Genomic DNA, 20,975 nt, shown 5'->3' on the forward strand with positions numbered 1-20,975 from the left:
GTTGAGCGTGCGTACGGTGGCGATGCGGACCTGGCCCGACGGCATCGAGTGGATGTACCCGATGGGCACCTGGGACGAGCCGCACCGGGAGGTGGCGCTCATGCCCGGTGGCGAGGAGGTGTGGCTGCGGATGTCCACCGACCGCTCCAGCGTCGCCGTGTGGACCATCCAGCAGTGGTGGGACTTCGCCGGGCATCTGCCCGGCGCGGCACCGCCGGCCTGAGCCACGGCGCCCCGGGCTCAGCCCTTCGCGACGATCCGGCTGATGCCGAACGGGACTTCCTCCGCCAGCCGGAACAGCGGCTCCAGGACGCCCTGGTACACCGGGCCGGAGTCGGGCGGGCAGTACTCGGTCAGCAGGCAGCCGACGGCGTCGTCCTTGGTCCGGGGGTGGGCCGCGTCCTCGTCGTCGGCGATCTCCAGGACCAGATCCATCGCGTCGTCCACGCCGTCGTGCACCTTGGCCCAGCGCCGTGCGGTGTCCTCGCGTTCGTTCGGGATGCTGTGCTCACGCTCGGGCAGGAGGTCGGCCACCGGCACCGACAGCGCCTCGCGCAGTCGGCCCAGAGTCGGCTCCTGGCACAGCTCCTCCACCAGCGCGTCCGTCAGGGGGCTTCGCCTCCGCGCCCGCTCCACCACCCTCCGCAGGCCCAGCCGCTCGCGGTCGTGCCACGCGAACTTCGCGACGGCGACCTTGCTAGACCGCTCCAGGGCCTGGCGCAGCAAGGTGTAGGGCTGGGCTGCGACCTGTCCGTCGGCGGCCAGGTAGTGGCCGTCGCCCACCCGGATCGGGTCGATGCTGTCGACAGGCACGAACGCGACGATCTCGATCGCCTTGGCCGTGGGCAGCGGCATCGCATCGAGCTCTGCGTCGGTGACCTGGACGATCGTGTCCTTGGAAAGTTCATAGCCCTTGCCGATGTCGTCCCGGTCGAGCTCTTGCCCGTCGATCTCGCACACCTTCTTGGTGCGCACCCGGCCCATGTCCTCCAGGTGGATCTGGTGGAAGGCGATGGTGTGGTTTTCGGTCGCTGGCAGCACCTTGATCGGGATCGTGACGAGCCCAAAGCTGATGGCTCCGGATCAAACGGGTCTAGGCATCACAAACCTCGCTAAAGCCCCCTGATCGGAGGTCCAGCGTAGGTCGGTGGGACGCACGGGGCAGGCGGAGCTCCCCAGCCCCGGCCGCTGCGCTCCCGCCCCGACCGGGCCGAGTGCTTCCCTCTGCCGCGAATGGCCGCCGGCCTCCAGCGCCTTCTCCAGACCGGCGGTCGCGCGGGCGGTGGGCTGGAAGAGATCGTGCAGGTAGTCGTCAGCGATGAGCCGCTCACATCGTGTGGATTCGTGCCGGTGCAAGGAGCCGGCGGATGGAACACTCCGTGGCACATCGTCCCCGGCACCGGTATCCGCGAGCCGGGCGAGCACACCGATACCGCATCGGCTGAACGCAGGTTCCCTGCGCACCGGCCCGGCCGCGCCGTGGCCGGTGCGCTGCCGGCTGCGTCACCAGCGATCGATGCCCATCGTCCGTGCTGCGTCGTGAATGGCCACGTAGTGGTAGGGCGTCATGCCCGACCTCTTGATCGGGGCGTTCCGGTCTTTGCTCCGGAACTCGTCGCGCGAGCAGGCCAGGAGGCTGGTTCCGTACCGGACGGGTACGGATGCGGTGCCGTGGACGGGATGGGACTTGGCTGCGGTCTCACTGCCGGCCCTGGCCAGGATGCTCCGGGCCTGGTTGTACGCGGCGGCGCTGATCTGACTCGGGTTCGCCGCCACACGCGCGTCCACCGCGACGGAAGGCGCTCCGCACCGCGCGGTAGCCACCTGGCCACTTCTGTCGCCGGCGGCACTGGCGGCACTGGCGGAGGGAACGACAACAGTGAGGGCCGCGACCGCTACCGCGGCAGTCAGGACGGTGTGCATGACCGACTTCATGACTGCGAGTCCTTCCGGTCGGATATCTGTGCGCGGAACGCTACCGAGCAATCGCGATCGGTAGACAGAGCAACTTTCGGCCCCCGCCGCCCGGCTCCCGCCAACTCGCACGCTCAGCCGCGCAAACTCGACGGCTCATCGACCGCCCCCTGAAGCACACAGTCGCACGTGGTGCCCGGTGGGGCGTGTCTGGACGTGGACCAGAATTCGAACACGTGCTCTAATCAAGCCATGGCGCGAATCTTCCCTCCCGACCTTGTGCAGGCCCAGCGCGAGTGGACCCGCACCTACGATGCGCTCGCCCTCCAGCCGTTCCGGACCGTGCTGCGCCGCCGTCTGCAGCTGCTGTCCTCGCGCATCGCCCGTCACCCCTACTGGAGCGCCGCGGCCGGGCGCTCATCAGCGGACCGCACCGAGCTGCGCCGCCAGGCCCGCGCCGCCGAACAGCACGAGAAGAGACGTGCGGCATGACCACACCTGAGACACCGGCAAGACCCTCCGCCGCTGCTCGGGACATTCCCAGCGACCAGCGCGGACACTGCGCGATCTGCTCCGCGATCATCCAGCGCTACGGGCCCGGCGGAAATCCTCTGTGCCCCTCATGCCTGGCCCGGGTCGAGGCGGCGGCCGGAAAGAAGCCGACGGCGCGCTAGCCCCCGCCCCGGCCAGGACGCGGCCGACCGTGCCGGGTGGTGCCCATGACTGAACAGGACCCTTTCGAGCCACCGCCCGTCACCGTGATCTGGCCCGACGGCCAAACACAGAACGGCGTCCTCCACGCCCGTCATCAGGTGCCCGGCAACTGGCTCTTCCTGGTCGCGGTGACCCTCTGGCACGCCAACGAGAACGGTCTGGTCGAACCGGTGGTGTACCGCACGTGGGTGGAAGCGCCCGCCCACGTACGGCCGGTGGAGGGCGCCTCGTACGACTCCGTGCCCGCCAGGAAGCTGCCACCCTCGGCGCCGCCCCTGCCGGTCTCCGACCCCGGACGGCCCAGAGGCTGGGTCCTCCAGCGCCTGCCCAGCCCAGCCCCGGCCCGGCCCGGCCCGGCCCGGCCCGGCCCGGCCCGCGGCATCCTGCATGCACCCGACTGCACCGAGGCGCCCCGGGACGTGCCGACGCTCTCCCTCAACACGGCGCTGGACACGGCCGATAAGCCGGGGACCCTGCTGTGCACACTCTGCTCCGCCGCCGGCGAACTCGACCCGCTCCTTCGCGGGTTCGACCACATCCAGGACGACTGACGGGCGCTCGGCTCGCGGATGCGGGGCATAAACGACTGGCGTTCGCCGGATAACGCGTCCGCGCAAGGGGACTTCGTGGAGGGGAGATGGTGCGTGGTGAACTGAGCAGGCGTGCGCGCGGGCGGGGGTGCTCGCCGGGGCGGACCAGGTCGCCGATGAGACGTGCTGGGACTGGCGGGCGGTGCGCGGAGTGCTCGCGATCGCGCTGCAGGCGCTCGGCGAGCGGACGCCGGGCGGGATGGAGGCGGTGACGGCCGGTGCAGCTCTCTGACATCTGTCCCAGAGTCCGCGAGCGGTGCGGGAGTTGGCGGTCGAGCTGGTGGGCGATCGGCTCGTGTATGCGACGGACACCGACCCTGCCACCGTGCGACCGTCGACGATCCGATGGTGGCGGAGTGGCTGTGGCTGACCTGGACGTTGGCCGAAGCCCGCTGACCCCGGGCGCCCAGGACCGGCGCCTGCAGTGGGACGGAATGACGCGGGGTATCGGGGCCGGCGCCCCGGGCGCGGCCGCCGACATCTGCGGCGACTGGGCCGTCCAGGCTGTGATGGCGGCACTGGAGGTGGAGCGGCCCGGCATCGCACACGGGACACCGGAACGCCTCATAGCCGGTGCCCACGAGGGCCTGCCGGCCGTCGTCGTCCGACCGCAGTGGCTGCTGGACGACGAACGGCGCGACGTGGCAGCCGGGGACGGGCCGCCGCCTACACGGTGCGCATCGACGATGCCATGGAGCCCTCGGGTGTCGCTGAGGTCCGGGTCGCGGTGGACGACATCATGGAGGTGACCATGGTGGAGGATCCCGAGGCGTACGGGGTGCGGATCCGTTTTGATGACGTGGCCGTCGCCTGCCGCGCGTGAAGTCTGGGCCTGGTGGCCTGGCACCGGAACCAGCGCCCGGACCGGTGGGCAGAACACCCCACAGCCCCGGACGGACTGGGGCTACCGGTAGACGAGTTGGTGGCTGGGCTGGCGGCAGCCGCGTTGTACGCGACAGTGCGCGCCGAAGGCCTGGACAGTGCCACAGACGGCTCACTCGTCCACCGGGCGCCGCTCGAGCCGCCATTGAACCTGCTCCAGGACTCGGTCCGCTACCGCATCCCCCGCGATCTGCTCGCCCCGATCAGTATCGCCAACGACCATCCCTCTGCCGACGTGGTCACCGCCCTCAGCACGCTGTTCGACGAGTACGACACCGAGGCGAACCGACGCCAGAACGAGGTACTGAGGCTGGCACAGAAGGTGCTGCTGGACCACCTCGGCGAGGTACCGGTGCCCCGGTGGGAGGGAGCCAGCTCGAAGGACGTCCTGGGCCTCCTGGCTGGCGGCGGCTTCGTGCCCACCGTGGCCCACCGGATTACTGCCGTCACCGATGAGGGGACGGCTCAGGCGGCGTACGACGAACGGCACAGCCTGTAGGCACGGCCGCCACCTCGACGCAGAGATTGAGCAGCTGCGCGGCCACGAGGTGGCCTTCGTCGCTGTCGGCGACGCGGGCCGGTTCGAGGGCGGCGGCACAGCGCAGCGTGGTGGCTGCCCAACGTCCGTTCGTCATCGAGGGCGTGGCGGACGTCGGGGCCTACCGCGTGGAAGGCGGCACGGACGACGTCGTGCAGGTTCTCAGGTTCTCGCCGGCAGGGGTCTGTAGGCCGATGGCGATGTGTGATGCGAGCTCGCACTCACTACAGTGCCGTAGAAGACCTAGGCCCGCTTGCCGAACCTCGTGGCAACCGCCCGGTTGATCTTCAACTTTCCGATCAGCCGCTCCACTTCGTTCCTGCGCACGCCACCGCCAACCATGCACGAGCTCGTTAGGGCTTGCAGACAATTAACTGGTGGAATCTGCGACTTGACCTCGCAGGTGAGGGAGCCGCTCGCCCGCATGTTGTTCTTCTGCAAGCCCTTAGACCGCTGCCTTCAGCATCCCCGTCAGAAAGCCCCTGACTGCGGCCAGTTCCCGCTCGTCGTATGCCCGCAGCAGGTCCGCCGCCCGATCGATGAGAGGTCCGAAGTGGGACCAGCCAAGGGCAACCGCCCGCTCGTCCACTTCGATGGTGACCTTGCGGCGGTCCCGCGCATCGCGCACCCGTCGCACATGCCCGGCCCGTTCCAGGCGGTCGACCAGTGCTGTGGTTCCTGCCGAGTTGAGCCCGAGAGCGGCGCCAAGGTGCCCTGCTGTGGTCTCCTCACCGGCGCGGGCGGCGTCCATCAGGGCGATCAGCGCACGAACGTCGGTGGGGTGCATGCCGTTGCGCTGTGCGAACCGGGTGCTGTGCCTGCCCAAGTCGACGGCCACCGCGCGCAGCAGGTGGACGATCTCCATCTCGGGCCCCGGCGCGGCTCGTTCGACGAGTACCTCACCCTCCTGGTCGGGCACGGACCACCTCCACGTATCATCTCGCCCAACAAGTATCTTGCTGAGCGAGATAATAGAGGAGTCGCCGTTCATGAACGCTCGCGATACGTACGACGCCGACAACTTCCTCATGGCTTACGACAAGGTCATGACGAAGTGGCCCGCCACTCGCGAGACGGCGACCATTCCCACACCCTTCGGCACGACACACGTCAACGTGTGCGGCCCGGCCGACAAGCCCTCGCTCGTCCTCCTGCCCGGCGGAGGGGGCGCAACCTCCGCATCATGGTATGCGCAGGCCGCCGAACTGTCCCGCACCCACCGGGTGTTCGCCGTTGACCTGATCGGCGCCCCCGGACGCAGCACTCCCGACGGCGACCGCCACCCCTGTACGGTCGCCGACCTGTCGGCCTGGCTGGACGCGCTCCTCGACGGCCTCGGAGTGGCCGAGACCGACCTGGGCGGACACTCGTACGGCGCCTGGATCGCGCTGCATCACGCCCTGCGCGCACCCGACCGGATACGCCGCCTGGCCCTTCTGGACCCGACCCAGTGCTTCACCGGGTTCAGCCCGGCCTACCTGCTGCACGCACTGCCCATGCTGCTGCGGAACACACCCCGCCGGGTCCGCGCCTTCCTGGAGTGGGAGACCGCAGGCTCCTCCCTCGATCCCGACTGGCTCGCCCTCCAAGAGGCGGCCGCCGGTTTCCCCTCCCTCCGGCCCGTAACCGGACCGCGCCCGGCACCGGACGCCCTGCGCGGCCTGGGCCTGCCGGTCCTGTTGCTCCTCGCCGGAAGCGGCAGGACCCACGACCCCGCCAAGGTGGTCGCCCGCGCCGAGGCGCTGCTCCCACGCGTCACAACGGCCGTGCTGCCGGATGTGTCACATCACGCGCTTCCGCACGCCATCCCGCCCAGGGCGAACCGTAGCCTCTCCGACTTCCTGGAACGGTCCGGTGACTGAGTCTCAGCCCGCCCTGGACACCGCACCCTGAAAATCAACCCTCGTTCAGCTCCGCCAATAGCACTTCCGATCCACGGCCTGAGGAGCTCGTGCATGGTTGGCGGTGGCGTGTCGAAGGCCGCGGTTCCGCTACGACCACGCCCCCAAGCTGTACTGGGACGACTCGCTCACGCCACGGATACGGCCTCACCGCCACCCACTACGTGCTCAGCGACCACATGGCGCTCGCCTTCTGAATCCGTCCCCCTTCGCAGTCCACGCGAGCAGCGGATCGAGCCTGCTAGACGACAGCGACGGCGAATCCATCGACATACGCAGCGGGGTGTGATCAACACCCGTTGCATAGGCCATGCCTGCACAGACCATGGAGGCCGGCACCCTCTACCGGGGTGCCGGCCTGCGTATCGGGCCCCGCCGTCAGGGGCTCGGCGGTCAGTGGCGGCCCCAGGAGCGGGCGGCGATCACGTTGCCGTGGTTGTCGCGCAGGGTGGCGGTGTCGCCGTTGTTGTTCCAGACGTAGTCGCGGCGGCCCTGGTAGACGTCACGGCTGGTGTCGCGGCCGATGCCGGTGTGGACGCGCACCGACTGGTGGGCGGCCAGGCGCAGGTTGTGGAAGGTGTAGGTGTGGTGGGAGCGGTCGGTGAGGGTCCAGCCCTTCAGGTTGACCGCGCTGCGGCCGGTGTTGGTGACGGTGACCCATTCGGCATTCAGGCTGCGCTGGGAGCGGTCGTCGCGTCCGGGGCTGTCGTACTGGATGGTCCCGAAGACTACCGGGGAGCGGCGGACGGGAGGCTTGGCCGCGGCGGAGGCGGACACGGTCGCGGTGGCGAGACCGGCGGCCAGGGCCAGGGTGACGACGCGGGAGATGGTGGTGGTGCGAGCAGACATCGGGGGCCTCCCGTTCACGGCACCCGCAACACGAGGGTCTGGGGCGCCGGTTGGTGCGGATGACCGGCACTGGTGCGGCCGGACACCCACACCATGACCCCCGCCGATCCCGTCGAAGCGCCGAAATCCCCTGCGTGACCAAACGGGGAACTTCACACACCCCGAGCGATCATGGCGCACACGCCCCCGCGTGAAGTGAAGTCTGCGCGCCCCTGTCCTGGACTGGGCTGCCCGTGCAGCAGGGGTAGGCGGGCCTTGAAGCGGCGGGCGTGGATGGCAGGGCAAGGCGGGGGTGTTGTTCGGGCAAATCCCTGGTCAGGCCCGCATGCCCAGGGGCGGGGCGACGGTAGCTTCTGGCTGTCGCCGTGCCCTTGGGAGCCCCGCATGCATCACCACCGTCTCGCTGTCGCCGCCGCCGTTCTCGCCGTGGCCGCCGCCTCCACCTCCTGTTCCGGTGCCAAGTCGCCCTCGGACGCCAAGCACTCCCCCGCCCAGTCGAGCCCCGCCGCAGGCACGAAATCCCCCGCCGCGGGCGCACCCGCGGCCCTGCCCGAGGGGCCGGGCCCGCAGTCCAAATACACGGTCCAGGCGCAGCCGCCGGCCGGGTCGTGCCATGTCCGGACCGCGGGCGGTCAGCCCCTGCCGGACGCGAAGTGCACGCCGGGCGCGCTGAACCCGAAGGTCACCCCGGCGACGCTCAAGGAGACGATCTGCAAGTCCGGCTACACCTCGACCATCCGGCCACCCGCCTCGATCACAGGGCCGGAGAAGACCGCGAACGCCAAGTCCTACGGCCTCACCGGCAGTCCCCACGACGCCGAGTACGACCACCTGGTCTCCCTCGAGCTCGGCGGCGACCCCAACGACCCGCGCAACCTGTGGGTCGAGCCGCCCTCCCCCGGCCACAAGCCCGGCGCTGGCCCCAACAACCCAAAAGATCAAGTCGAGTCCAAGCTCCACACCGCCATCTGCTCCGGCAAGACCTCGCTCGCGGCCGCCCAGAACGCCATCGCCACCGACTGGCCCAACGCACTCGCCAAACTCGGCCTCAGCTAGCCCATACGACGCAACGGCTTGCGACCTCGCCGCGTGCGTACCGGAGTTGAGCCAGGACGGTTCAGGGACTCCGCGACCGATTACGACGCATGCCGAGGCCGCCGTGAGTACATCCTGACACTGCACGACGTCCACGTGTGCGTGTGCCAGGACACTCCTCACACCGAATTGGCCACCTGTCGCCGCTGCCCACGTGCAGCAGGAGACCCCGAGAATCAGCGATCGGGTCCCGGGGTCTGCGTGCACTTCTTCGCTTGACCGCCAGGTTCAGCGACGAACCAAAGGCTCTCGGCCTGCTGTGCGCCATCCCTGCGGTGGGCTCCCAGCCGATGGAGACCGGCAGTCTCGAGGTGTCGGCCGCGAGACGTCGGCTACGAGCCGAACCTCACGCTGTAGAGCTCGGCGCCGAAGTAGCTGGAGTACCCGCCGGGTTGCAGACTGCCCCAGCCCCTCTCGCAGTTGGCGTCGTAGAAGAGGGTGGCGGTGGCGTTGGTCTGGTTCGATGCGCTGGTCGCCTTGTAGAGGGTGTAGCACTTCCCGAGGATCGGATCGTCGACCTGGAAACTCTCCCCAGTTGACGATCCGTAGTAGAGGTGGCCGACGGCGGCCTGGGCGCTGCTCATGGGCAGCGCGGCGAAGAGGGCGAGCGAGGCACCCGCGGCAAGGACCAGTCGGCCAAGACGCGTCGCCGGCATGCGTGTGATGGTCATGATCGGTACGTTCCCCACGACGCCTTGGCACATCCAGCAGGATCACCACCACGGACAGGAGAGCAGAAGCACGCAGACACGCGCGCGCCCCTCTGCGCTACGCGCACCCACACCGCCCACTGTTCATCGGAGAGATCATCTCGCCCCACACCCGGATCATCACGGCATAGGTCGAGCCGCACACGGCACTGCTAAGACACGGCCCTAGCTCGGCCGACTGGCAAGCCCCTTCCTCACGCCTGCGCCCAGCGCGAAAGGCGGACATCCTCAAGGAAACGTTCTGGGCACCGCCCACCACCAAGCACGGCCCCGTCCTCGCCCTCGACGACGTGATCGGCACCAAGGTCCGCGCCCTGGCCGACCGCGGCGCGGTCCGCGACCTCATCGACGTCCACGCCGCAGCCGAACACCGCAGCACCGCCGACCTGGAATCCCTCGGCCGACGCCACGCCCGCTTCGAGTTCAGCCTCTCCGACCTCCGCGACCGCCTCGCCGGCGCGGACTGGCTGGCGGACGAGGAGTTCGCCGCCTACGGACTGGGCCCCGACCAGATCCAGGCCCTGCGCACCTGGGCCGTCGCGTGGGTGACCAACCTCGACACCCGCCTGCATTCCGAGGAAGACTCGACTTCGACGGCGAGTAACCACTGAGCCCAAGAACCGAGCAGCGCGGTCGACTCCCGTACCCGCCCCCGTCGGCCGAGGAGAGACACAGCAGTACGGCGTTGAACTGCAACGCTGCCACCAAGCCCAGAGGCTAGGCGGACGGGATCCGGAACGCGATCTCTCCCGCCAGCTGGCGCGCCTCGTACACGTCGTCATGGTCCGTCGTGCCGTCCGCGAGAGCCTGCAGAAGCCTCACCACGTCCCGCGCCTCACCAGAGTGAGCAGCTCCAGGCGCGGCTCGTCGCCGTAATCGCCCAGGACCGGGCCGTCAAGATCATCCGCGTCTGGCCAACTCCGCAGGACCACCTGGAGTTACGCCGCATCGCCCGGGGGCACGGAGGCACGAAATGACTTGCTCCGTCGCGGGGCCCTCCTCCGTGGGATTTCGCCCCGCATGTCTGTTGCAGACTCGATCTGGGGCTGAACACCCACGTACCACCTGTGTCCCGGCCGCGGCGTGCGGCCGGGACACAGCTGTTCATACCTGCGCAGGCTCATTGCGGTGTGCCGCAATCTCGGCGGCAAGCTGGTCGCGGATCTCCTGGGCTGCCTGTTCGAACATGCAGCCCACTGCTCCATGTCCTTCGTACGGCTTGACTCCCCCGGGCCGCCAGCCTGCGCGCCCCGCCCCGGAGAGGGACGCGCTGCCCCTACCAGTCAAGCGGCGGATTCCAAACGCGCATCGATCCGTTCCACCAGCTGCTCAACCATGGACTCGACCAGCCAGTCGGAACTGGCATACAAGCACAGCATCATCGCAAGCGCCAGGGCTTCGTTCTCGGTGAGCAGCGGCAGCGGAGTGCCTTGGGCGGTCAGCTGCGCCTCGATCTCGTCGTAGTAGGCGCGTTCGTTTTCGTCCATGTCCTCGCGTAGCGCGGCCGCGATCTTCTTGCGGGATGCGGCGGAGGGCGTGCGTGGCCCGCTCGACTCCATGGCGAAGCTGTGGGCCCCGTGGTGGGTGGAAGGCAGCCGGCACTCTTCGTCCTGGTCGTCGGGTGCCACCGCCACACAGCAGGAGAACCGGTGCAGGCGGCGCTTCAGTTCCTGGCCCCCGACGGCAAGCTTGACCCGTCCGGAGCCCAAAGGAGCCACCAGGTGTCGTCTGTTCCGGACTCCTGGGCGAGGGTTGCGTGCGGGCCTGCATGGCAGTCCTGCAGCTCGCACTGTGGATCATCGACGAGCTCGTGAGCGGGGTCCGGGAGCTGCTCAAGTACCAGGCGCTCCATGGGAGTCAGGGCGGTTTGGGCGTCGCACAGCGACAGCAGTTCAGTCATGACGGGCACGCTGGAAACCGGCTCTGACATTAGGTCCGCCGCCTGGCCGCATCGGTGCCCCGATCGAGGCAACCAGGTCACCCAGAGGAGCGCAGCGCCGGTTCCGGCGTTGCCGGTCACGGGCCCTTCCGGATGTCGCCCTGGGTTGGCGAGTTGTGGGGACCGCCACGTCATGGTTCTGGTCAAGGAAAACTGGCGACGGATGGCCCCAGTCCATGGCCATGACGGTGAAGGCGTCCAGAATCGCCGGGGCCCGGTCGTGGCCGTTCGTGAGTGTCTCGTCCAGGACCTCGCCGGTGCTGTAGAAGGGGCGGGGGGCCTCGCGGGCCCCGAGGGTGGTGACGTCGACGACGTTCTCGATCGCCTGGTCCTGTTCTCCAGGGCGGTGCGTGGCCAGGTGGATCTCTACGACGGGCGGCGGCAGCGTCACCTTCCCGACGACCGCGGACACCACCTCCGGCAGCAGAACGTTGGCGACGGCCGGGACCAGCTCCATGAAGGACTGCTGGACGAAGTCCCAGGGCAGGATCATGTCGTCCAGCCAGAAAACCATGTCGCAGCAGACCTCTAGTTCACCGTTGCCGATTCCGAGGGCGGCGCGGCACAGCAGCCTCAGGTCGTCCTGCCCCTCCTGGCCGGCGCGGGCAAAGCGCTCCATGACAACGTCGCTGCTGGTGGACCTGGCCACCGTCCACGGCGTGAGCACCGCGGGCTGCCCACCCCGCAGGTGCAGCCGTCGAGGCGTTCAAGGACTCCGACGTCGTCCAGGTCGTCTGGGGCGAACTGCCGCCCGCCGGTGACGGGCGGATCCAGAAGCGCGGGGTCAGCTTCGGCTGGTACCTGTACGTCACGCTCAGCCAGAGCCAGGCCCGCGCCATCCTGTTCGGCACCTCGGCGACCGCCGCGGGCATCATCGGAGTCATCACCGGCGGCATCGGGGGCGCTGTCGCTGCCGGTGTCTACTCCTACATAGCCAGCCTCGGCAGCGACAACCTCAGCAAGTGCAAGAAGGTCGAGATGCGGTTCACCTACACGGGCAGGGCCGCCGGAGGGAAGTGCATCAAGTGAACCAGGGAGCCAACTCGATGAAGCGTCCGGCCGTCATCGGGATGCTGACCGCGATCACCGTCTTCTTCCTCGGCATGCTCATCAACGCCCAACTACGTGCCGACAGCGGCGCGCTGGGCACCTCACTGCTCACCTTTGCCGCCATCGCTGTCCCCGGCGGAGTATTGGCCTGGTGGCTTGCGGGACGCCCCCGTCGCTAACCCTGGCCCGGGCCCGGCCCCTCGGCCGGGCCCGGGGGGCCAGGCTCCGTCGCCTCCGCCAGAATGCGGCTGCCAGTCGTGTGCCCGGCCGTTTTGGAGGGTCCCGATGGCGAGCAGATCGTGGCGGCAGGCGATCTGGCTGTGGCCGTCAGGGCGCTTCAGGCGCATCCTGTGAAGTGCGCAGAGTGGGCGCGCGTGGGTTCTGGCCGGCGAGGAGGAATGCATGGAGAGCGCGCCGAGCAGGACGGCGATGTTTGCGGCCGTGTCGCGTGGATTGTTTCGCCTGGAGACGGCGTCGCCGTGGGTACTGGATGATGTGCTGGCTCTGGTGCTTGTCGGCCCGGTATGGCGGGAGCTGCGAGACCGGTTCGATCCGCTGTTCCCCGACCCAGTCCGTCGCGAGTCCCGCACGGCTGTCTGCACGCGCAGCCGGTACGCCGAGGACCGGCTGGCTGCTGGCGCCTTCACGCAGTACGTGATTCTTGGTGCGGGGCTTGACTCGTTCGCGTGGCGGCAGCCGGATCTGCTCGGCTCGCTGACGGTGTTCGAGGTTGATCATCCTGCTTCCCAGGCCTGGAAGCTCGAGCGGGTCAGGGTGCTCGGCCTGCCGCTCAGCGACTCGCAGGTGTTCGTGCCGGTTGATTTCGAGGCCGAACCGGTTCAGGACGTTCTGGGCGCGGCCGGGTTCGACTGGGCGCAGCCGGCGATGTTCTGCTGGACGGGTGTCGCTCCCTATCTGACGGCACATGCGATCGAATCGACGTTGCGCACGATCGCGGCGGCTGCTCCCGGGTCTGAGGTGGTGTTCTCCTACCGGGCCGAGGACTGTGTGCTGGACGACGTGGGGACGGAATTCGCCCGGATCTACACGCCGATTGCGGCTTCTGCCGGCGAGGCTCTTCAGCCCGGCTGGCCGGTAATCGAGATCGAGAGGCTGATCAGCCGGTGCGGGCTAAAGGTCGTGGACCATCCCGCACGTGCAGACCTCCAGCAGCGGTACTTCGCCGGCCGTACCGATGGGCTGCGGCCCTATACCTTCGAGACTCTGGTCGCCGCGCGGGTCACCTGAGCGAACGCAGCCACGTCCGGCAACTTCCCCCTCTTCGAGAGCCAGGCGGTGAAGGTACGGCAGAGGAAGACCAGCACGTACCCGAGTAGTGCTTCTGGCCCGTCCTCCACCGGAACGTACGCCAGGGCAGCGAGGCGCCGAATCGATCTGCTCGGACGACAGTCACGGCTCGCTCCCGGTGACCTCGCCATCGGCCGTACGAAGGCGAACGGAGACTTCACCGACCACGCGTGTGCCATGAACACCCCCAACCAGTCCTGACAGGGTGCGAGTTCGCGTTACCACCGGACGCCTTCACAGTCGCGCTGGTTGGATACAGCTGGATAGGCCGGGCAGGATCAGCACCGGCACGAGCGAACGATCAGACGACTGTTCGTCCCAGCCGAATGTCCCTTGGGCCGGACACGGGCCACGGAGAACGAGAAAGTGACAGGCGAAAGGCGAACCTACATCGCTGGCGGTCAGAGCTGAGCCATGTCCACGAAGCGTGCGTAGCGGCCTTGGAAGGCAACCGTGCAGGTGGCGGGTGGACCGTGGCGGTGTTTGGCGACGATCAGGTCGGCTTCGCCTGCCCGAGGGCGCCTTCACCATGGGAGGCAGGGACGGCACGCAGCCCAGATAGGTGGGCAATCTGGCCGCTGGTCTGGACACTGCGAACGGCTTCCACCTCGTCCTGGAAAGCCTCGTCAAGAAGATGGTCTACGACGACAGCATCTCCAACGTGACGGTGACGGCCACCGCAAACATGATCCCCAACAGCTTCAACGTCTGTAAGAGCATCGACTACCGGCTCAGCTGGGACAACAACGGCGAAGCCCGAGCGGGCACGTTCGCCATCAACGCGCTCAACCCGAACAGGGTGATGGGCAGCCACGTCGAAATGCGCTGCAAGCAGTACGGCATCAAGTACTGACCACACCGGTACGAGGTCCGGGGGCGCGCCCCTGGACCCATCCCGTTGGGCCGCGCGGACTGTTCCCTCCTGAATGTCCCGTCGGGGCAGTTGGAGGCTGTTCGCCGACGCTCAGCGTGAGTACGTTCTCGGAGGTTTGCGACATTCGCGGTGACCACGGGCGGTGAGCGTCCCAGTGACTTCGTGTGCGAAGACACCATGGACATCAACTCTCGCCTCCCGCAGACCCCTTGGGCCCTGCGGTGGCGGTGCCGAGCTTTCGGTAGATGTTCTCGATGCGCTTGTTGGCGTTGCACGTGGTGATGCCGAGGCGGCGGCCGATCCTGGCCGCCGTGAGAGCGTGCGCGAGGAGCACGAGCGGCCACTTCGCGTGGTGTGAGCCCGCAGGCAGTGGCGCACCGCTGCGTGCACGCAGGCCGCTGTGGACAGCTGCCCGGCAGGCGGGTCGCTTCCGCAGGGGGCGGCTCCTGCAGGGCGGGCCATTGGAACAGAAGTTCGTTCCTGCTGTCGATCGACGGCGGTGAGCGGGGGCTGGACCTGCGCCCCGTAGCTGCCGTCCGCAGACCTCAACGCGCCGTCCGGGTGGAACCCGGTACGACAGCCGGGCCACCAGCCTGCCCGGACCGCGAACACCCCCCGGCCTCCAGCACAAAGGGCCCGTCAGCAAACTGACGGGCCCTCATGGAAGCGCGAGGCTAGTCCAGGTTCATGTCGACAGTCGGCGTGTGCACCAGGTCGGCCCTGATCCAGCCCGTCTTGCCCTTGGCGTTCCCCGAGGTCATCTTGACCTTGACCCAGGTGAGACTGGAGTTCCAAGCCAGATCGGTCTTGGAGCACGTGTTGTTCTTGTAGACCACGCCCAGCGCCGTCGAGTTGACGGTGGCCTTGGAGCGCAGGTTGGCCGACGACGCGGTGATGTAGCAGCGCCCATCGGCAGCCTGCGACGTACCGGCGGCAGCGACCAGGCCGGAGCCTGCCAGAGCAACCGTCAACGAGAGGGCGCCTACTGCTCGGCGTACACGCAAAACGTTTCCCCGTTCAAAAATTCCAGCGTCCCCGGGAATGGATTTGTGTTGGGAACGCGAGCAAATTCAACGGAACGCGGCATGGTCGCGTCAAGCTGACCGGGTGTTCCCTTCCTCACTACACAGAGTGCAGGATCACGATCCCGCTCGGCCTTGAGGTTGAGCGGCTCTCCCGGGCGCCGACCGGCCAGTTCATCACCGCCGAAGGCGCGGCATGGTGACTGCTGGTGACGCGGGAAACGGAGTGCCGACCCGGCCCGGTCGGCGAGGAGCACACGTGTCGTCTCGCAGGCGACATGGTGTGCGGTCGCTAAGACGACACCAACCCCGCTCCCCTGGCGTTGTGTTCGCACGGAGGGGCGCTCAGAGGGCTGCACCGCCTGCACTCCATGGTGCTCAGCCAGCTCCCCCTGCGCCTTCCTGATCGCCCGCGACGTCCCTCACCACGTACGGCTGGCCCCGGGCCGCAGCCCGAACCGCGGCCCACGCCTCACCGTGCTCGGAGTCGCCGGGCACCGCGGTGGATCGCCGCGGCCGTGCAACTGCTCCACGTGTACGGCCGCGGAACCGGAGACGGCCTCATGGGATGTCTGGGGCAGCCGCATCTTCGCGAACTCCGAGACACCCCGGCTCCTGACCCGCTACCCCCACCTCCCCCGCCCCGTCCCGCCATGACCGCGCTCCACACGACGCCTCCTGCCACACGCGCCGCTGCCCATCTGATCACCGCGGCTATTTTCGGGGTCGTCCTGCTGGCCGCCGTTCTGATCGGGCCGGCCCGGCGGACCGTGGCAGACCGCCGGCTGCTGGCGGGAGCCGCGACAGCGGTCCTGCTCGTGCTGCCCGACCTGTGGTGGCAGGCGCGGCACGGCTGGGCGATGTTCGAGATGACGCGGGCGCTGAACGGGAAGAACGGAGGCCCGGGGAACATCCCCACCTGGATCGTGGGGCAGCTCGGCATGTCCGGCCTGGTGATGACGGTGCTGTGGGTAGCGGGCCTGCGGTTCCTGTGGCGATCCGGCCGGCCGCTGTGGCGGTGTCTTGTGACCGCGTACGCCGTACTGTTCGTGCTGTTCGCCGTGACGACCGGCGCGCAGGTGTACTACCTGGGCGGCTTGTACGTGTGCCTGCTGGCAGCCGGAGCGGTGGGACTCGACGGATGGCTGCGCTCCCGCCCGGACCGGCTACGCGGCTTGACGGCCGCAACCGCCGTCTCGACTGCGATGCTCACCGTGATCGTGCTGCCCATACTGCCGCCCTCCAGCGCGGCATGGACCTACGGCATCAACACGAACTCCGGGGAATCCCTGGGCTGGCCCCAACTGGTGGACACCGTGGGGCAAGTATGGACCGGACTCCCGGCCGAGCAGCGCGCCAACGCGGTGATCTTCACGGCCGACTACGGCGAGGCCGGCGCCATCAACGAACTCGGCCGCGGTACCGGGCTGCCCACCGCAGTGAGCGCCCACAACACCGACTGGTGGTGGGGGCCCCGGCAACCCTGACGCCACGACCGTGGTGGCCGTCGCCCCCGGTCCCGACCACGCCCCCGACTACGCCGCCCACCTGCAAAGGTACTTCCAGCACGTCCGCGTCGCTGCCACCCTCTCCAACCCCTACGGCGTGCACAACGTCGAATCGGGCGGCCACGTCTACATCTGCACGGGCCCCCGCCGCCCCTGGGGCGACATGTGGCCCGAACTGCGCAACTACGGGTGATGCCCCCGCTCCAACAGTTGTAGCCGCCTAGCCCGATGCCGAACGTCCTCCCCGGCGCCCCCTCACAACCGGCACGGTGACCACGGACGGACCCGGGCGTTGTACCTGCGTCAAGGGAAGAAGTGGTAGAGCACGAAGGTCCCGGGGCAGCCAACCCCGGACCTTCGGTGTCATGGAGCGGGCCGACGGCCCAGCGACGCCACGGGAGCCGAAGTCACCCTGAACCGCGAACAAACGGGCGCGCTAGGTACGCAGAGCCGCGGTTACGTCGAAGGCGAACAGACCGGTCGTGCGGGTGAAGGCGAACAGCACTTCCAGCTCGTCCTGCAGTGACCCGGTCAGCACGAGCTGCAGTCTCGTGCGCCCGATGGCCCTGCCTTCGCCCTCCCCCCCCTGGTTGGGCGGCCAACGTGGCTGGGAGCCCGGCAGCCGGGGGCTGACGGCGACCTCAGCCCCGCGCTGGGGTACTGCCGGCACGGCCGATCCGCCCAGGAGTGGCACAGCCCGTCCCGGGCGGCCGACGGGAATAGAGACGTTTCCTTGGCCTGATGGCGTGGCCGGCTCAGGTGTGCAGGCGGCTGTTGGTTCCGTCGTGGTCGTCCGCGTGGTCCTCGTCGAACCAGTAGTCGCCGGCGGCCAGGTAGCGGAAGGAGTGCCTGCTCTTTGCGGGAAGGGCGACCGTGACCGCCCGCATGCCGTCGTCACGGGGCTCAAAGGTGTGGGTGCCGGGCTGCCAGTCGTTGAAATCACCCACCACGCTGACCGGTCCGGGCGGAGTCTCGGCCGGCAGGACGAAAGTGACCTGCTCCTGGTCTTTGAGCTGCTTGCGCTCCAGCATGACGGGCTCCTGAAGAGGTACGGGATGGGCCCGCTCATCCTCGGGCCGATGGCGAAGCCGGGCCAGCCGGACTCGGCCATACCGGCCTGCCTTCACCCTTGCGGCACTACCGACTTCTTCCTGGTCGAGCCTGCTTGCGGAAGGGCCGCGAGATGGGTGGCCGGCGAAGCCGGCCGTCTGGCCCTCACGTCGACAGACTGGAGCCAGGCGGCAAGGCGAGGCGTGAACCGGGCGGCCTGGACGGGACCGATGCCGGAAGTGCGGGGGGTGTCAACGCGGCTCTTTCCAGGGCGGCGAGCCGGGCGAGGTGGTCGCCGAAGCCGCCTGCGGCTCGGGGTGGAGTCTGCTGGAGGTCTCCACCGGGCAGGTGTCGGTCGGCAGGATGCGGTGTCCGTGGCGTTCCAGCGCCTGTACGAGCGCCACGTCCTCCCCGACCACCAGCGGCGGGAAGCCGCCGACGCTGAGGTAGGCAGAGGCTCTGACACCGAGGTTGGCTCCGTGAACGTGCGGGTGCCGCCAGGAGTGTCGGCCAGGGGACGGTCGGCCTGCGTGATAGAGGCTAAGGCGGCGGTCGGCGAGTTCCGGTGTGCGCGGTGGCCAGTGCGTGACAGACACAGTGCCCACCACGACGTCCCAGCCGCCCTCGGCGCAGGTGATCTGATGCGCGAGCCACTGCGGCGGGACCTGGCTGTCGGCGTCCGTGCAGGCGGGCCCCTTCCCGTGCCGCGGCGACGAACGCCCTTACGCGACGGAGGTACCCAGCCGCGCGCGCCGCCGCCATCCCCGGCGGCGGCCGCACCCCACACATCCACCCGGCTCCCGCGCGGCCCACACCGCGTAACCGTGGGTACGGGGAGGCCGTTGGGCTGTTTGGCCGCGCGGCATGCACCCCGGTCCACGTCGTCCCGGCCACCGTCACGCAACCCTCTCTCCCGGGCGGGCTGCCTTCACCCCGGCGGCCGGGACAACACCACACACCACAGCCACGAGGTACCGGACACGCCTGGTACGACCGCCCAGCTCAGCCGGTCCGGCAGATCACCCGCAGCCGGCCACCGCCGTGAAGCTCCAGCTGACAGTCGGGACCAGGACCTCAACCACCGCCACATACAGGTCTCTACGGAGACCGGCATGCTCCGGGTACGGGCCGAAACCGGGCTCGTGCCCATGCACATGGGCTCACGGCCGCAGGAGCCTGCCCGGCCGCCGCTCGAGTGAGTGGCCAGCAGCACCCGCCGTACTCCACCGTCATGTCCAGCCCCGCCCTGCTCCGGATGCCCGAACCCCGCCACCTGAACGTCCGGCCGGAACGGTGGTGACCGTTTGCGGTGACGGGGTGGGGGCAGGCGCACCTCGTGCTTCGGACCGGAGGCACGCCCGCCAGACCCCCATGTCCCGGGCGCGTTCCCCTCCGGACTCGCCCTGCGTACACGAAGGTTCGGCGGCGTCACTCAGCCCACCGATGTGCAGGAGCCTTCCGCTATGCCCACCACCCGCAGCAGCCGACGGAACCACGACGACGCCCCCGACACGTCAGCCGCCTTCGCCCGGCTCAACAGCCTCGACCAGGGCCCCGAGCACGCCGCGCTGCGCGACGCCCTCGTGGCGCAGTGGCTGCCGATGTCGCAGCGCCTGGCCGGCAAGTACCGCAACCGCGGCGCCGAACTCGACGACCTCCGCCAGGTCGCAGCGATGGGCCTGGTCAAAGCCGTCGACCGCTACGAGGTGGCCCGCGGCGCCTTCGAGTCCTACGCCATCCCCACCATCAACGGCGAGCTCAAAAGGCACTTCCGGGATGCGCTGTGGTCCGTGCATGTCCCGCGCCGGGTTCAGGAAGCCCGGAACAAGGTCCGGATCGCGCGCAATGAGCTGCGGGCCGCGCAGCCGGGCGAGCCGACCGTCGCCGAACTCGCCGCCCAGGCCGGACTCGAGCAAGGCGATGTCCGCGACGGGCTGGAAGCCCTCCAGTCGTTCAAGAGCCTCTCCCTGGACGCCGAGACCGCCAGTGGTGACGGCGACGGGGAGGGGGCGTCGCTGGCCGACAGCCTCGGCACCAGCGAGCCCGGCTTCGACACCGTCGTCGACCGCGAAGCCGTCAAACCCGCCCTGCGAGCCCTCCCGGAGCGCGAGTCGAAGATCCTCTACATGCGGTTCTTCCAGGACAAGACCCAAAACCAGATCGCTACCGAACTCGGCATCTCCCAGATGCACGTCTCCCGCCTCATCACCCGCACCTGCACACGGATACGCGAACAAGCCCTCGCCGAACACCGCGACGCGGCCTGAACCCAGCCCAACACACCAAGGCCAGACGACGGGCAGGGGTTTGGAGCCGGCCCGACGGGAGACCCTCCTTTACCGGCGTGCCCCGTGGGGGCGATGGGGCACGCTGAGGCGGCCGCGCTGAACCTCCTCGCAGCGCGGCCGCCTCAGCCAACTCCACCCTGGGGAACCGTCGCAGGCACGGGCGCGCGCGGCCCGGCGGCGTGGTGGGTCAGTCGGCCGCATTGGCTTCGAGGACCTCGCCGACAGTGAGGTCGGGCAAGGCACGGGCGACGTCGAAGCCGTGCCCCTGCCCGGCCCGGCCTGGTTGCCCTTCCACCACGACCCGCCGGGCAGAGCACGCCCTGGCGCGGGTTCACAGCGAAGATGTGACGGCACGGGCCCGCCCGGCCGGACACCAGGCGGGCGCGGGGCCGCCACCCGCCCCGACCGCTCTGGCCGTGGCGGCCCGAGCAACGGTCAGGCAGGGCTGGCGGCGTACTGGTCGGCCCTGCGCCTTGTCTGCTCGCTCTCTTCCTGGACCCGGCGGGCCGTGTCCAGCAGGCGCTGTCGCTGGTCCGGGTCCGTGGCCTGCCGGGCCGCCGCCCTCCACTCCCCCGCCCTGGCCCGCAAGTCGCGGGCACGGGCGCGGTATTCCTCTTCCACTGCTCTTCGTCGCAGTTGGTTCACGGTGTGAACCAACTGGGGAACGCAGGGAGCGAGAGTCGGCGTGACAGACACCCCATGTCGTTGGGGTGTCAAGAGAGTTGGGGGTGGGCGTGGTGTGA

General features: G+C 69.2%; 26 protein-coding genes and 2 pseudogenes. 16 read left to right on the forward strand and 12 right to left on the reverse strand.

The features are described from left to right. A partial coding sequence (locus IE206_RS41265) for a hypothetical protein (protein WP_189971791.1) occupies positions 1 to 223 on the forward strand: 223 nt, incomplete at its 5' end. 401 nt (positions 224 to 624) lie between these two features. On the opposite strand, the pseudogene ku reads toward IE206_RS41265, so the two are convergent. Both ku and IE206_RS43050 read right to left on the reverse strand, forming a co-directional pair. Further along, positions 625 to 1,074: pseudogene (ku, locus tag IE206_RS43045) on the reverse strand (non-homologous end joining protein Ku); the annotation flags it as partial. Positions 1,075 to 1,503: 429 nt separating this feature from the next. Then, positions 1,504 to 1,935, reverse strand: a complete 432-nt coding sequence (locus IE206_RS43050; protein WP_226599110.1) for a hypothetical protein — start codon at positions 1,933 to 1,935, stop codon at positions 1,504 to 1,506. Positions 1,936 to 2,166: 231 nt separating this feature from the next. On the opposite strand from IE206_RS43050, the gene IE206_RS41280 reads away from it, so the two are divergent. The 6 genes from IE206_RS41280 (at position 2,167) to IE206_RS41300 (ending at position 4,599) form a co-directional block, all read left to right on the forward strand. Further along, positions 2,167 to 2,406: a DUF8825 domain-containing protein gene (locus tag IE206_RS41280; RefSeq protein WP_189971793.1), complete on the forward strand. Its 240-nt coding sequence runs from the start codon at positions 2,167 to 2,169 to the stop codon at positions 2,404 to 2,406. Continuing rightward, positions 2,403 to 2,588: a hypothetical protein gene (locus IE206_RS41285; protein WP_189971795.1), complete on the forward strand. Its 186-nt coding sequence runs from the start codon at positions 2,403 to 2,405 to the stop codon at positions 2,586 to 2,588. The genes IE206_RS41280 and IE206_RS41285 overlap by 4 nt, the downstream gene beginning before the upstream one ends. A 45-nt stretch (positions 2,589 to 2,633) precedes the next feature. Beyond that, positions 2,634 to 3,179 (forward strand): DUF6233 domain-containing protein, encoded by a 546-nt coding sequence (locus tag IE206_RS41290; protein ID WP_189971797.1) that lies wholly within the window; start codon positions 2,634 to 2,636, stop codon positions 3,177 to 3,179. A gap of 127 nt (positions 3,180 to 3,306) precedes the next feature. Beyond that, positions 3,307 to 3,450: a hypothetical protein gene (locus IE206_RS41295; protein WP_189971799.1), complete on the forward strand. Its 144-nt coding sequence runs from the start codon at positions 3,307 to 3,309 to the stop codon at positions 3,448 to 3,450. A gap of 459 nt (positions 3,451 to 3,909) precedes the next feature. Next, complete coding sequence (locus tag IE206_RS43365) at positions 3,910 to 4,041, forward strand: hypothetical protein (protein ID WP_264198480.1); 132 nt, start codon at positions 3,910 to 3,912, stop codon at positions 4,039 to 4,041. A gap of 99 nt (positions 4,042 to 4,140) precedes the next feature. Next, entirely contained in the window at positions 4,141 to 4,599 is a 459-nt protein-coding gene (locus IE206_RS41300) for a hypothetical protein (RefSeq protein WP_189971801.1), read from the forward strand. Between the two features lie 484 nt (positions 4,600 to 5,083). Here the strand turns inward: IE206_RS41300 and IE206_RS41310 are convergent, their stop codons facing one another. After that, positions 5,084 to 5,503, reverse strand: a complete 420-nt coding sequence (locus IE206_RS41310; RefSeq protein ID WP_189971836.1) for a MarR family transcriptional regulator — start codon at positions 5,501 to 5,503, stop codon at positions 5,084 to 5,086. A 124-nt stretch (positions 5,504 to 5,627) separates the two neighbouring features. Here IE206_RS41310 and IE206_RS41315 point away from each other — a divergent pair, with 124 nt between their 5' ends. After that, positions 5,628 to 6,500 (forward strand): alpha/beta fold hydrolase, encoded by an 873-nt coding sequence (locus IE206_RS41315; RefSeq protein WP_189971803.1) that lies wholly within the window; start codon positions 5,628 to 5,630, stop codon positions 6,498 to 6,500. 432 nt (positions 6,501 to 6,932) lie between these two features. On the opposite strand, the gene IE206_RS41320 is transcribed toward IE206_RS41315, so the two are convergent. Next, the gene (locus tag IE206_RS41320; RefSeq protein WP_189971805.1) at positions 6,933 to 7,388 is read right to left on the reverse strand and encodes a lamin tail domain-containing protein; all 456 of its coding nucleotides are present in this window, start codon (positions 7,386 to 7,388) and stop codon (positions 6,933 to 6,935) included. A gap of 384 nt (positions 7,389 to 7,772) precedes the next feature. On the opposite strand from IE206_RS41320, the gene IE206_RS41325 reads away from it, so the two are divergent. Further along, a complete protein-coding gene (locus IE206_RS41325) occupies positions 7,773 to 8,444 on the forward strand; it encodes a hypothetical protein (RefSeq protein ID WP_189971807.1) in 672 nt (223 codons plus the stop codon). A 371-nt stretch (positions 8,445 to 8,815) separates the two neighbouring features. Here IE206_RS41325 and IE206_RS41330 read toward each other — a convergent pair whose 3' ends face one another. Next, complete coding sequence (locus IE206_RS41330) at positions 8,816 to 9,154, reverse strand: hypothetical protein (RefSeq protein WP_189971809.1); 339 nt, start codon at positions 9,152 to 9,154, stop codon at positions 8,816 to 8,818. A 254-nt stretch (positions 9,155 to 9,408) separates the two neighbouring features. Here IE206_RS41330 and IE206_RS41335 point away from each other — a divergent pair. Next, a pseudogene (locus IE206_RS41335) lies at positions 9,409 to 9,804 on the forward strand (nucleotidyl transferase AbiEii/AbiGii toxin family protein); the annotation flags it as partial. 672 nt (positions 9,805 to 10,476) lie between these two features. On the opposite strand, the gene IE206_RS41340 reads toward IE206_RS41335, so the two are convergent. Both IE206_RS41340 and IE206_RS41345 read right to left on the reverse strand, forming a co-directional pair. Next, positions 10,477 to 10,821 (reverse strand): hypothetical protein, encoded by a 345-nt coding sequence (locus tag IE206_RS41340; RefSeq protein ID WP_189971811.1) that lies wholly within the window; start codon positions 10,819 to 10,821, stop codon positions 10,477 to 10,479. A gap of 264 nt (positions 10,822 to 11,085) precedes the next feature. Further along, positions 11,086 to 11,751 (reverse strand): hypothetical protein, encoded by a 666-nt coding sequence (locus IE206_RS41345; RefSeq protein WP_189971813.1) that lies wholly within the window; start codon positions 11,749 to 11,751, stop codon positions 11,086 to 11,088. 427 nt (positions 11,752 to 12,178) lie between these two features. Here IE206_RS41345 and IE206_RS41350 point away from each other — a divergent pair, with 427 nt between their 5' ends. From IE206_RS41350 to IE206_RS41365, 3 genes are all read left to right on the forward strand, one after another. Further along, positions 12,179 to 12,361 (forward strand): hypothetical protein, encoded by a 183-nt coding sequence (locus tag IE206_RS41350; protein WP_189971815.1) that lies wholly within the window; start codon positions 12,179 to 12,181, stop codon positions 12,359 to 12,361. Positions 12,362 to 12,584: 223 nt separating this feature from the next. Then, positions 12,585 to 13,430 carry a class I SAM-dependent methyltransferase gene (locus IE206_RS41355; protein WP_189971817.1) on the forward strand — a complete coding sequence of 282 codons (846 nt, stop codon included), beginning with the start codon at positions 12,585 to 12,587 and terminating at the stop codon, positions 13,428 to 13,430. A 622-nt stretch (positions 13,431 to 14,052) separates the two neighbouring features. Continuing rightward, positions 14,053 to 14,343 (forward strand): hypothetical protein, encoded by a 291-nt coding sequence (locus IE206_RS41365; protein WP_189971819.1) that lies wholly within the window; start codon positions 14,053 to 14,055, stop codon positions 14,341 to 14,343. A gap of 205 nt (positions 14,344 to 14,548) precedes the next feature. On the opposite strand, the gene IE206_RS41370 is transcribed toward IE206_RS41365, so the two are convergent. Continuing rightward, the gene (locus IE206_RS41370; protein WP_189971821.1) at positions 14,549 to 14,698 is read right to left on the reverse strand and encodes a hypothetical protein; all 150 of its coding nucleotides are present in this window, start codon (positions 14,696 to 14,698) and stop codon (positions 14,549 to 14,551) included. 340 nt (positions 14,699 to 15,038) lie between these two features. Further along, positions 15,039 to 15,335: an SH3 domain-containing protein gene (locus IE206_RS41375; RefSeq protein WP_189971823.1), complete on the reverse strand. Its 297-nt coding sequence runs from the start codon at positions 15,333 to 15,335 to the stop codon at positions 15,039 to 15,041. Between the two features lie 704 nt (positions 15,336 to 16,039). Here IE206_RS41375 and IE206_RS41380 point away from each other — a divergent pair. Then, a complete protein-coding gene (locus tag IE206_RS41380; RefSeq protein ID WP_226599111.1) occupies positions 16,040 to 16,873 on the forward strand; it encodes a hypothetical protein in 834 nt (277 codons plus the stop codon). 10 nt (positions 16,874 to 16,883) lie between these two features. Next, entirely contained in the window at positions 16,884 to 17,087 is a 204-nt protein-coding gene (locus IE206_RS43055; RefSeq protein ID WP_226599112.1) for a hypothetical protein, read from the forward strand. 562 nt (positions 17,088 to 17,649) lie between these two features. Here the strand turns inward: IE206_RS43055 and IE206_RS41385 are convergent. Together IE206_RS41385 and IE206_RS41390 are read right to left on the reverse strand one after the other, a co-directional pair. Beyond that, positions 17,650 to 17,925, reverse strand: a complete 276-nt coding sequence (locus tag IE206_RS41385) for an isoamylase early set domain-containing protein (RefSeq protein ID WP_189971825.1) — start codon at positions 17,923 to 17,925, stop codon at positions 17,650 to 17,652. 270 nt (positions 17,926 to 18,195) lie between these two features. Beyond that, on the reverse strand, positions 18,196 to 18,348 hold the full coding sequence (locus IE206_RS41390) for a hypothetical protein (RefSeq protein WP_189971827.1): 153 nt from the start codon (positions 18,346 to 18,348) through the stop codon (positions 18,196 to 18,198). A gap of 1,059 nt (positions 18,349 to 19,407) precedes the next feature. On the opposite strand from IE206_RS41390, the gene IE206_RS41395 reads away from it, so the two are divergent. Further along, on the forward strand, positions 19,408 to 20,211 hold the full coding sequence (locus IE206_RS41395) for a SigB/SigF/SigG family RNA polymerase sigma factor (RefSeq protein ID WP_189971829.1): 804 nt from the start codon (positions 19,408 to 19,410) through the stop codon (positions 20,209 to 20,211). A gap of 456 nt (positions 20,212 to 20,667) precedes the next feature. Here IE206_RS41395 and IE206_RS41400 read toward each other — a convergent pair whose 3' ends face one another. Further along, positions 20,668 to 20,853: a DUF6381 family protein gene (locus IE206_RS41400; protein WP_189971831.1), complete on the reverse strand. Its 186-nt coding sequence runs from the start codon at positions 20,851 to 20,853 to the stop codon at positions 20,668 to 20,670. Positions 20,854 to 20,975: the final 122 nt, after the last annotated feature.

This window comes from Streptomyces violascens, from assembly GCF_014649955.1.
In the GTDB taxonomy this organism is placed as follows: Bacteria; Actinomycetota; Actinomycetes; order Streptomycetales; family Streptomycetaceae; genus Streptomyces; species Streptomyces violascens.

What these genes read in the sequence shown, in the direction of transcription:
- IE206_RS43050 (WP_226599110.1), bottom strand. Translation starts at nt 1,935, where the DNA reads ATGAAGTCGGTCATGCACACCGTCCTGACTGCCGCGGTAGCGGTCGCG.
- IE206_RS41280 (WP_189971793.1), top strand. Translation starts at nt 2,167, where the DNA reads ATGGCGCGAATCTTCCCTCCCGACCTTGTGCAGGCCCAGCGCGAGTGG.
- IE206_RS41285 (WP_189971795.1), top strand. Translation starts at nt 2,403, where the DNA reads ATGACCACACCTGAGACACCGGCAAGACCCTCCGCCGCTGCTCGGGAC.
- IE206_RS41290 (WP_189971797.1), top strand. Translation starts at nt 2,634, where the DNA reads ATGACTGAACAGGACCCTTTCGAGCCACCGCCCGTCACCGTGATCTGG.
- IE206_RS43365 (WP_264198480.1), top strand. Translation starts at nt 3,910, where the DNA reads ATGGAGCCCTCGGGTGTCGCTGAGGTCCGGGTCGCGGTGGACGACATC.
- IE206_RS41310 (WP_189971836.1), bottom strand. Translation starts at nt 5,503, where the DNA reads ATGGAGATCGTCCACCTGCTGCGCGCGGTGGCCGTCGACTTGGGCAGG.
- IE206_RS41315 (WP_189971803.1), top strand. Translation starts at nt 5,628, where the DNA reads ATGAACGCTCGCGATACGTACGACGCCGACAACTTCCTCATGGCTTAC.
- IE206_RS41320 (WP_189971805.1), bottom strand. Translation starts at nt 7,388, where the DNA reads ATGTCTGCTCGCACCACCACCATCTCCCGCGTCGTCACCCTGGCCCTG.
- IE206_RS41325 (WP_189971807.1), top strand. Translation starts at nt 7,773, where the DNA reads ATGCATCACCACCGTCTCGCTGTCGCCGCCGCCGTTCTCGCCGTGGCC.
- IE206_RS41330 (WP_189971809.1), bottom strand. Translation starts at nt 9,154, where the DNA reads ATGACCATCACACGCATGCCGGCGACGCGTCTTGGCCGACTGGTCCTT.
- IE206_RS41345 (WP_189971813.1), bottom strand. Translation starts at nt 11,751, where the DNA reads ATGGAGCGCTTTGCCCGCGCCGGCCAGGAGGGGCAGGACGACCTGAGG.
- IE206_RS41350 (WP_189971815.1), top strand. Translation starts at nt 12,179, where the DNA reads ATGAAGCGTCCGGCCGTCATCGGGATGCTGACCGCGATCACCGTCTTC.
- IE206_RS41355 (WP_189971817.1), top strand. Translation starts at nt 12,585, where the DNA reads ATGGAGAGCGCGCCGAGCAGGACGGCGATGTTTGCGGCCGTGTCGCGT.
- IE206_RS41380 (WP_226599111.1), top strand. Translation starts at nt 16,040, where the DNA reads ATGACCGCGCTCCACACGACGCCTCCTGCCACACGCGCCGCTGCCCAT.
- IE206_RS41385 (WP_189971825.1), bottom strand. Translation starts at nt 17,925, where the DNA reads ATGCTGGAGCGCAAGCAGCTCAAAGACCAGGAGCAGGTCACTTTCGTC.
- IE206_RS41395 (WP_189971829.1), top strand. Translation starts at nt 19,408, where the DNA reads ATGCCCACCACCCGCAGCAGCCGACGGAACCACGACGACGCCCCCGAC.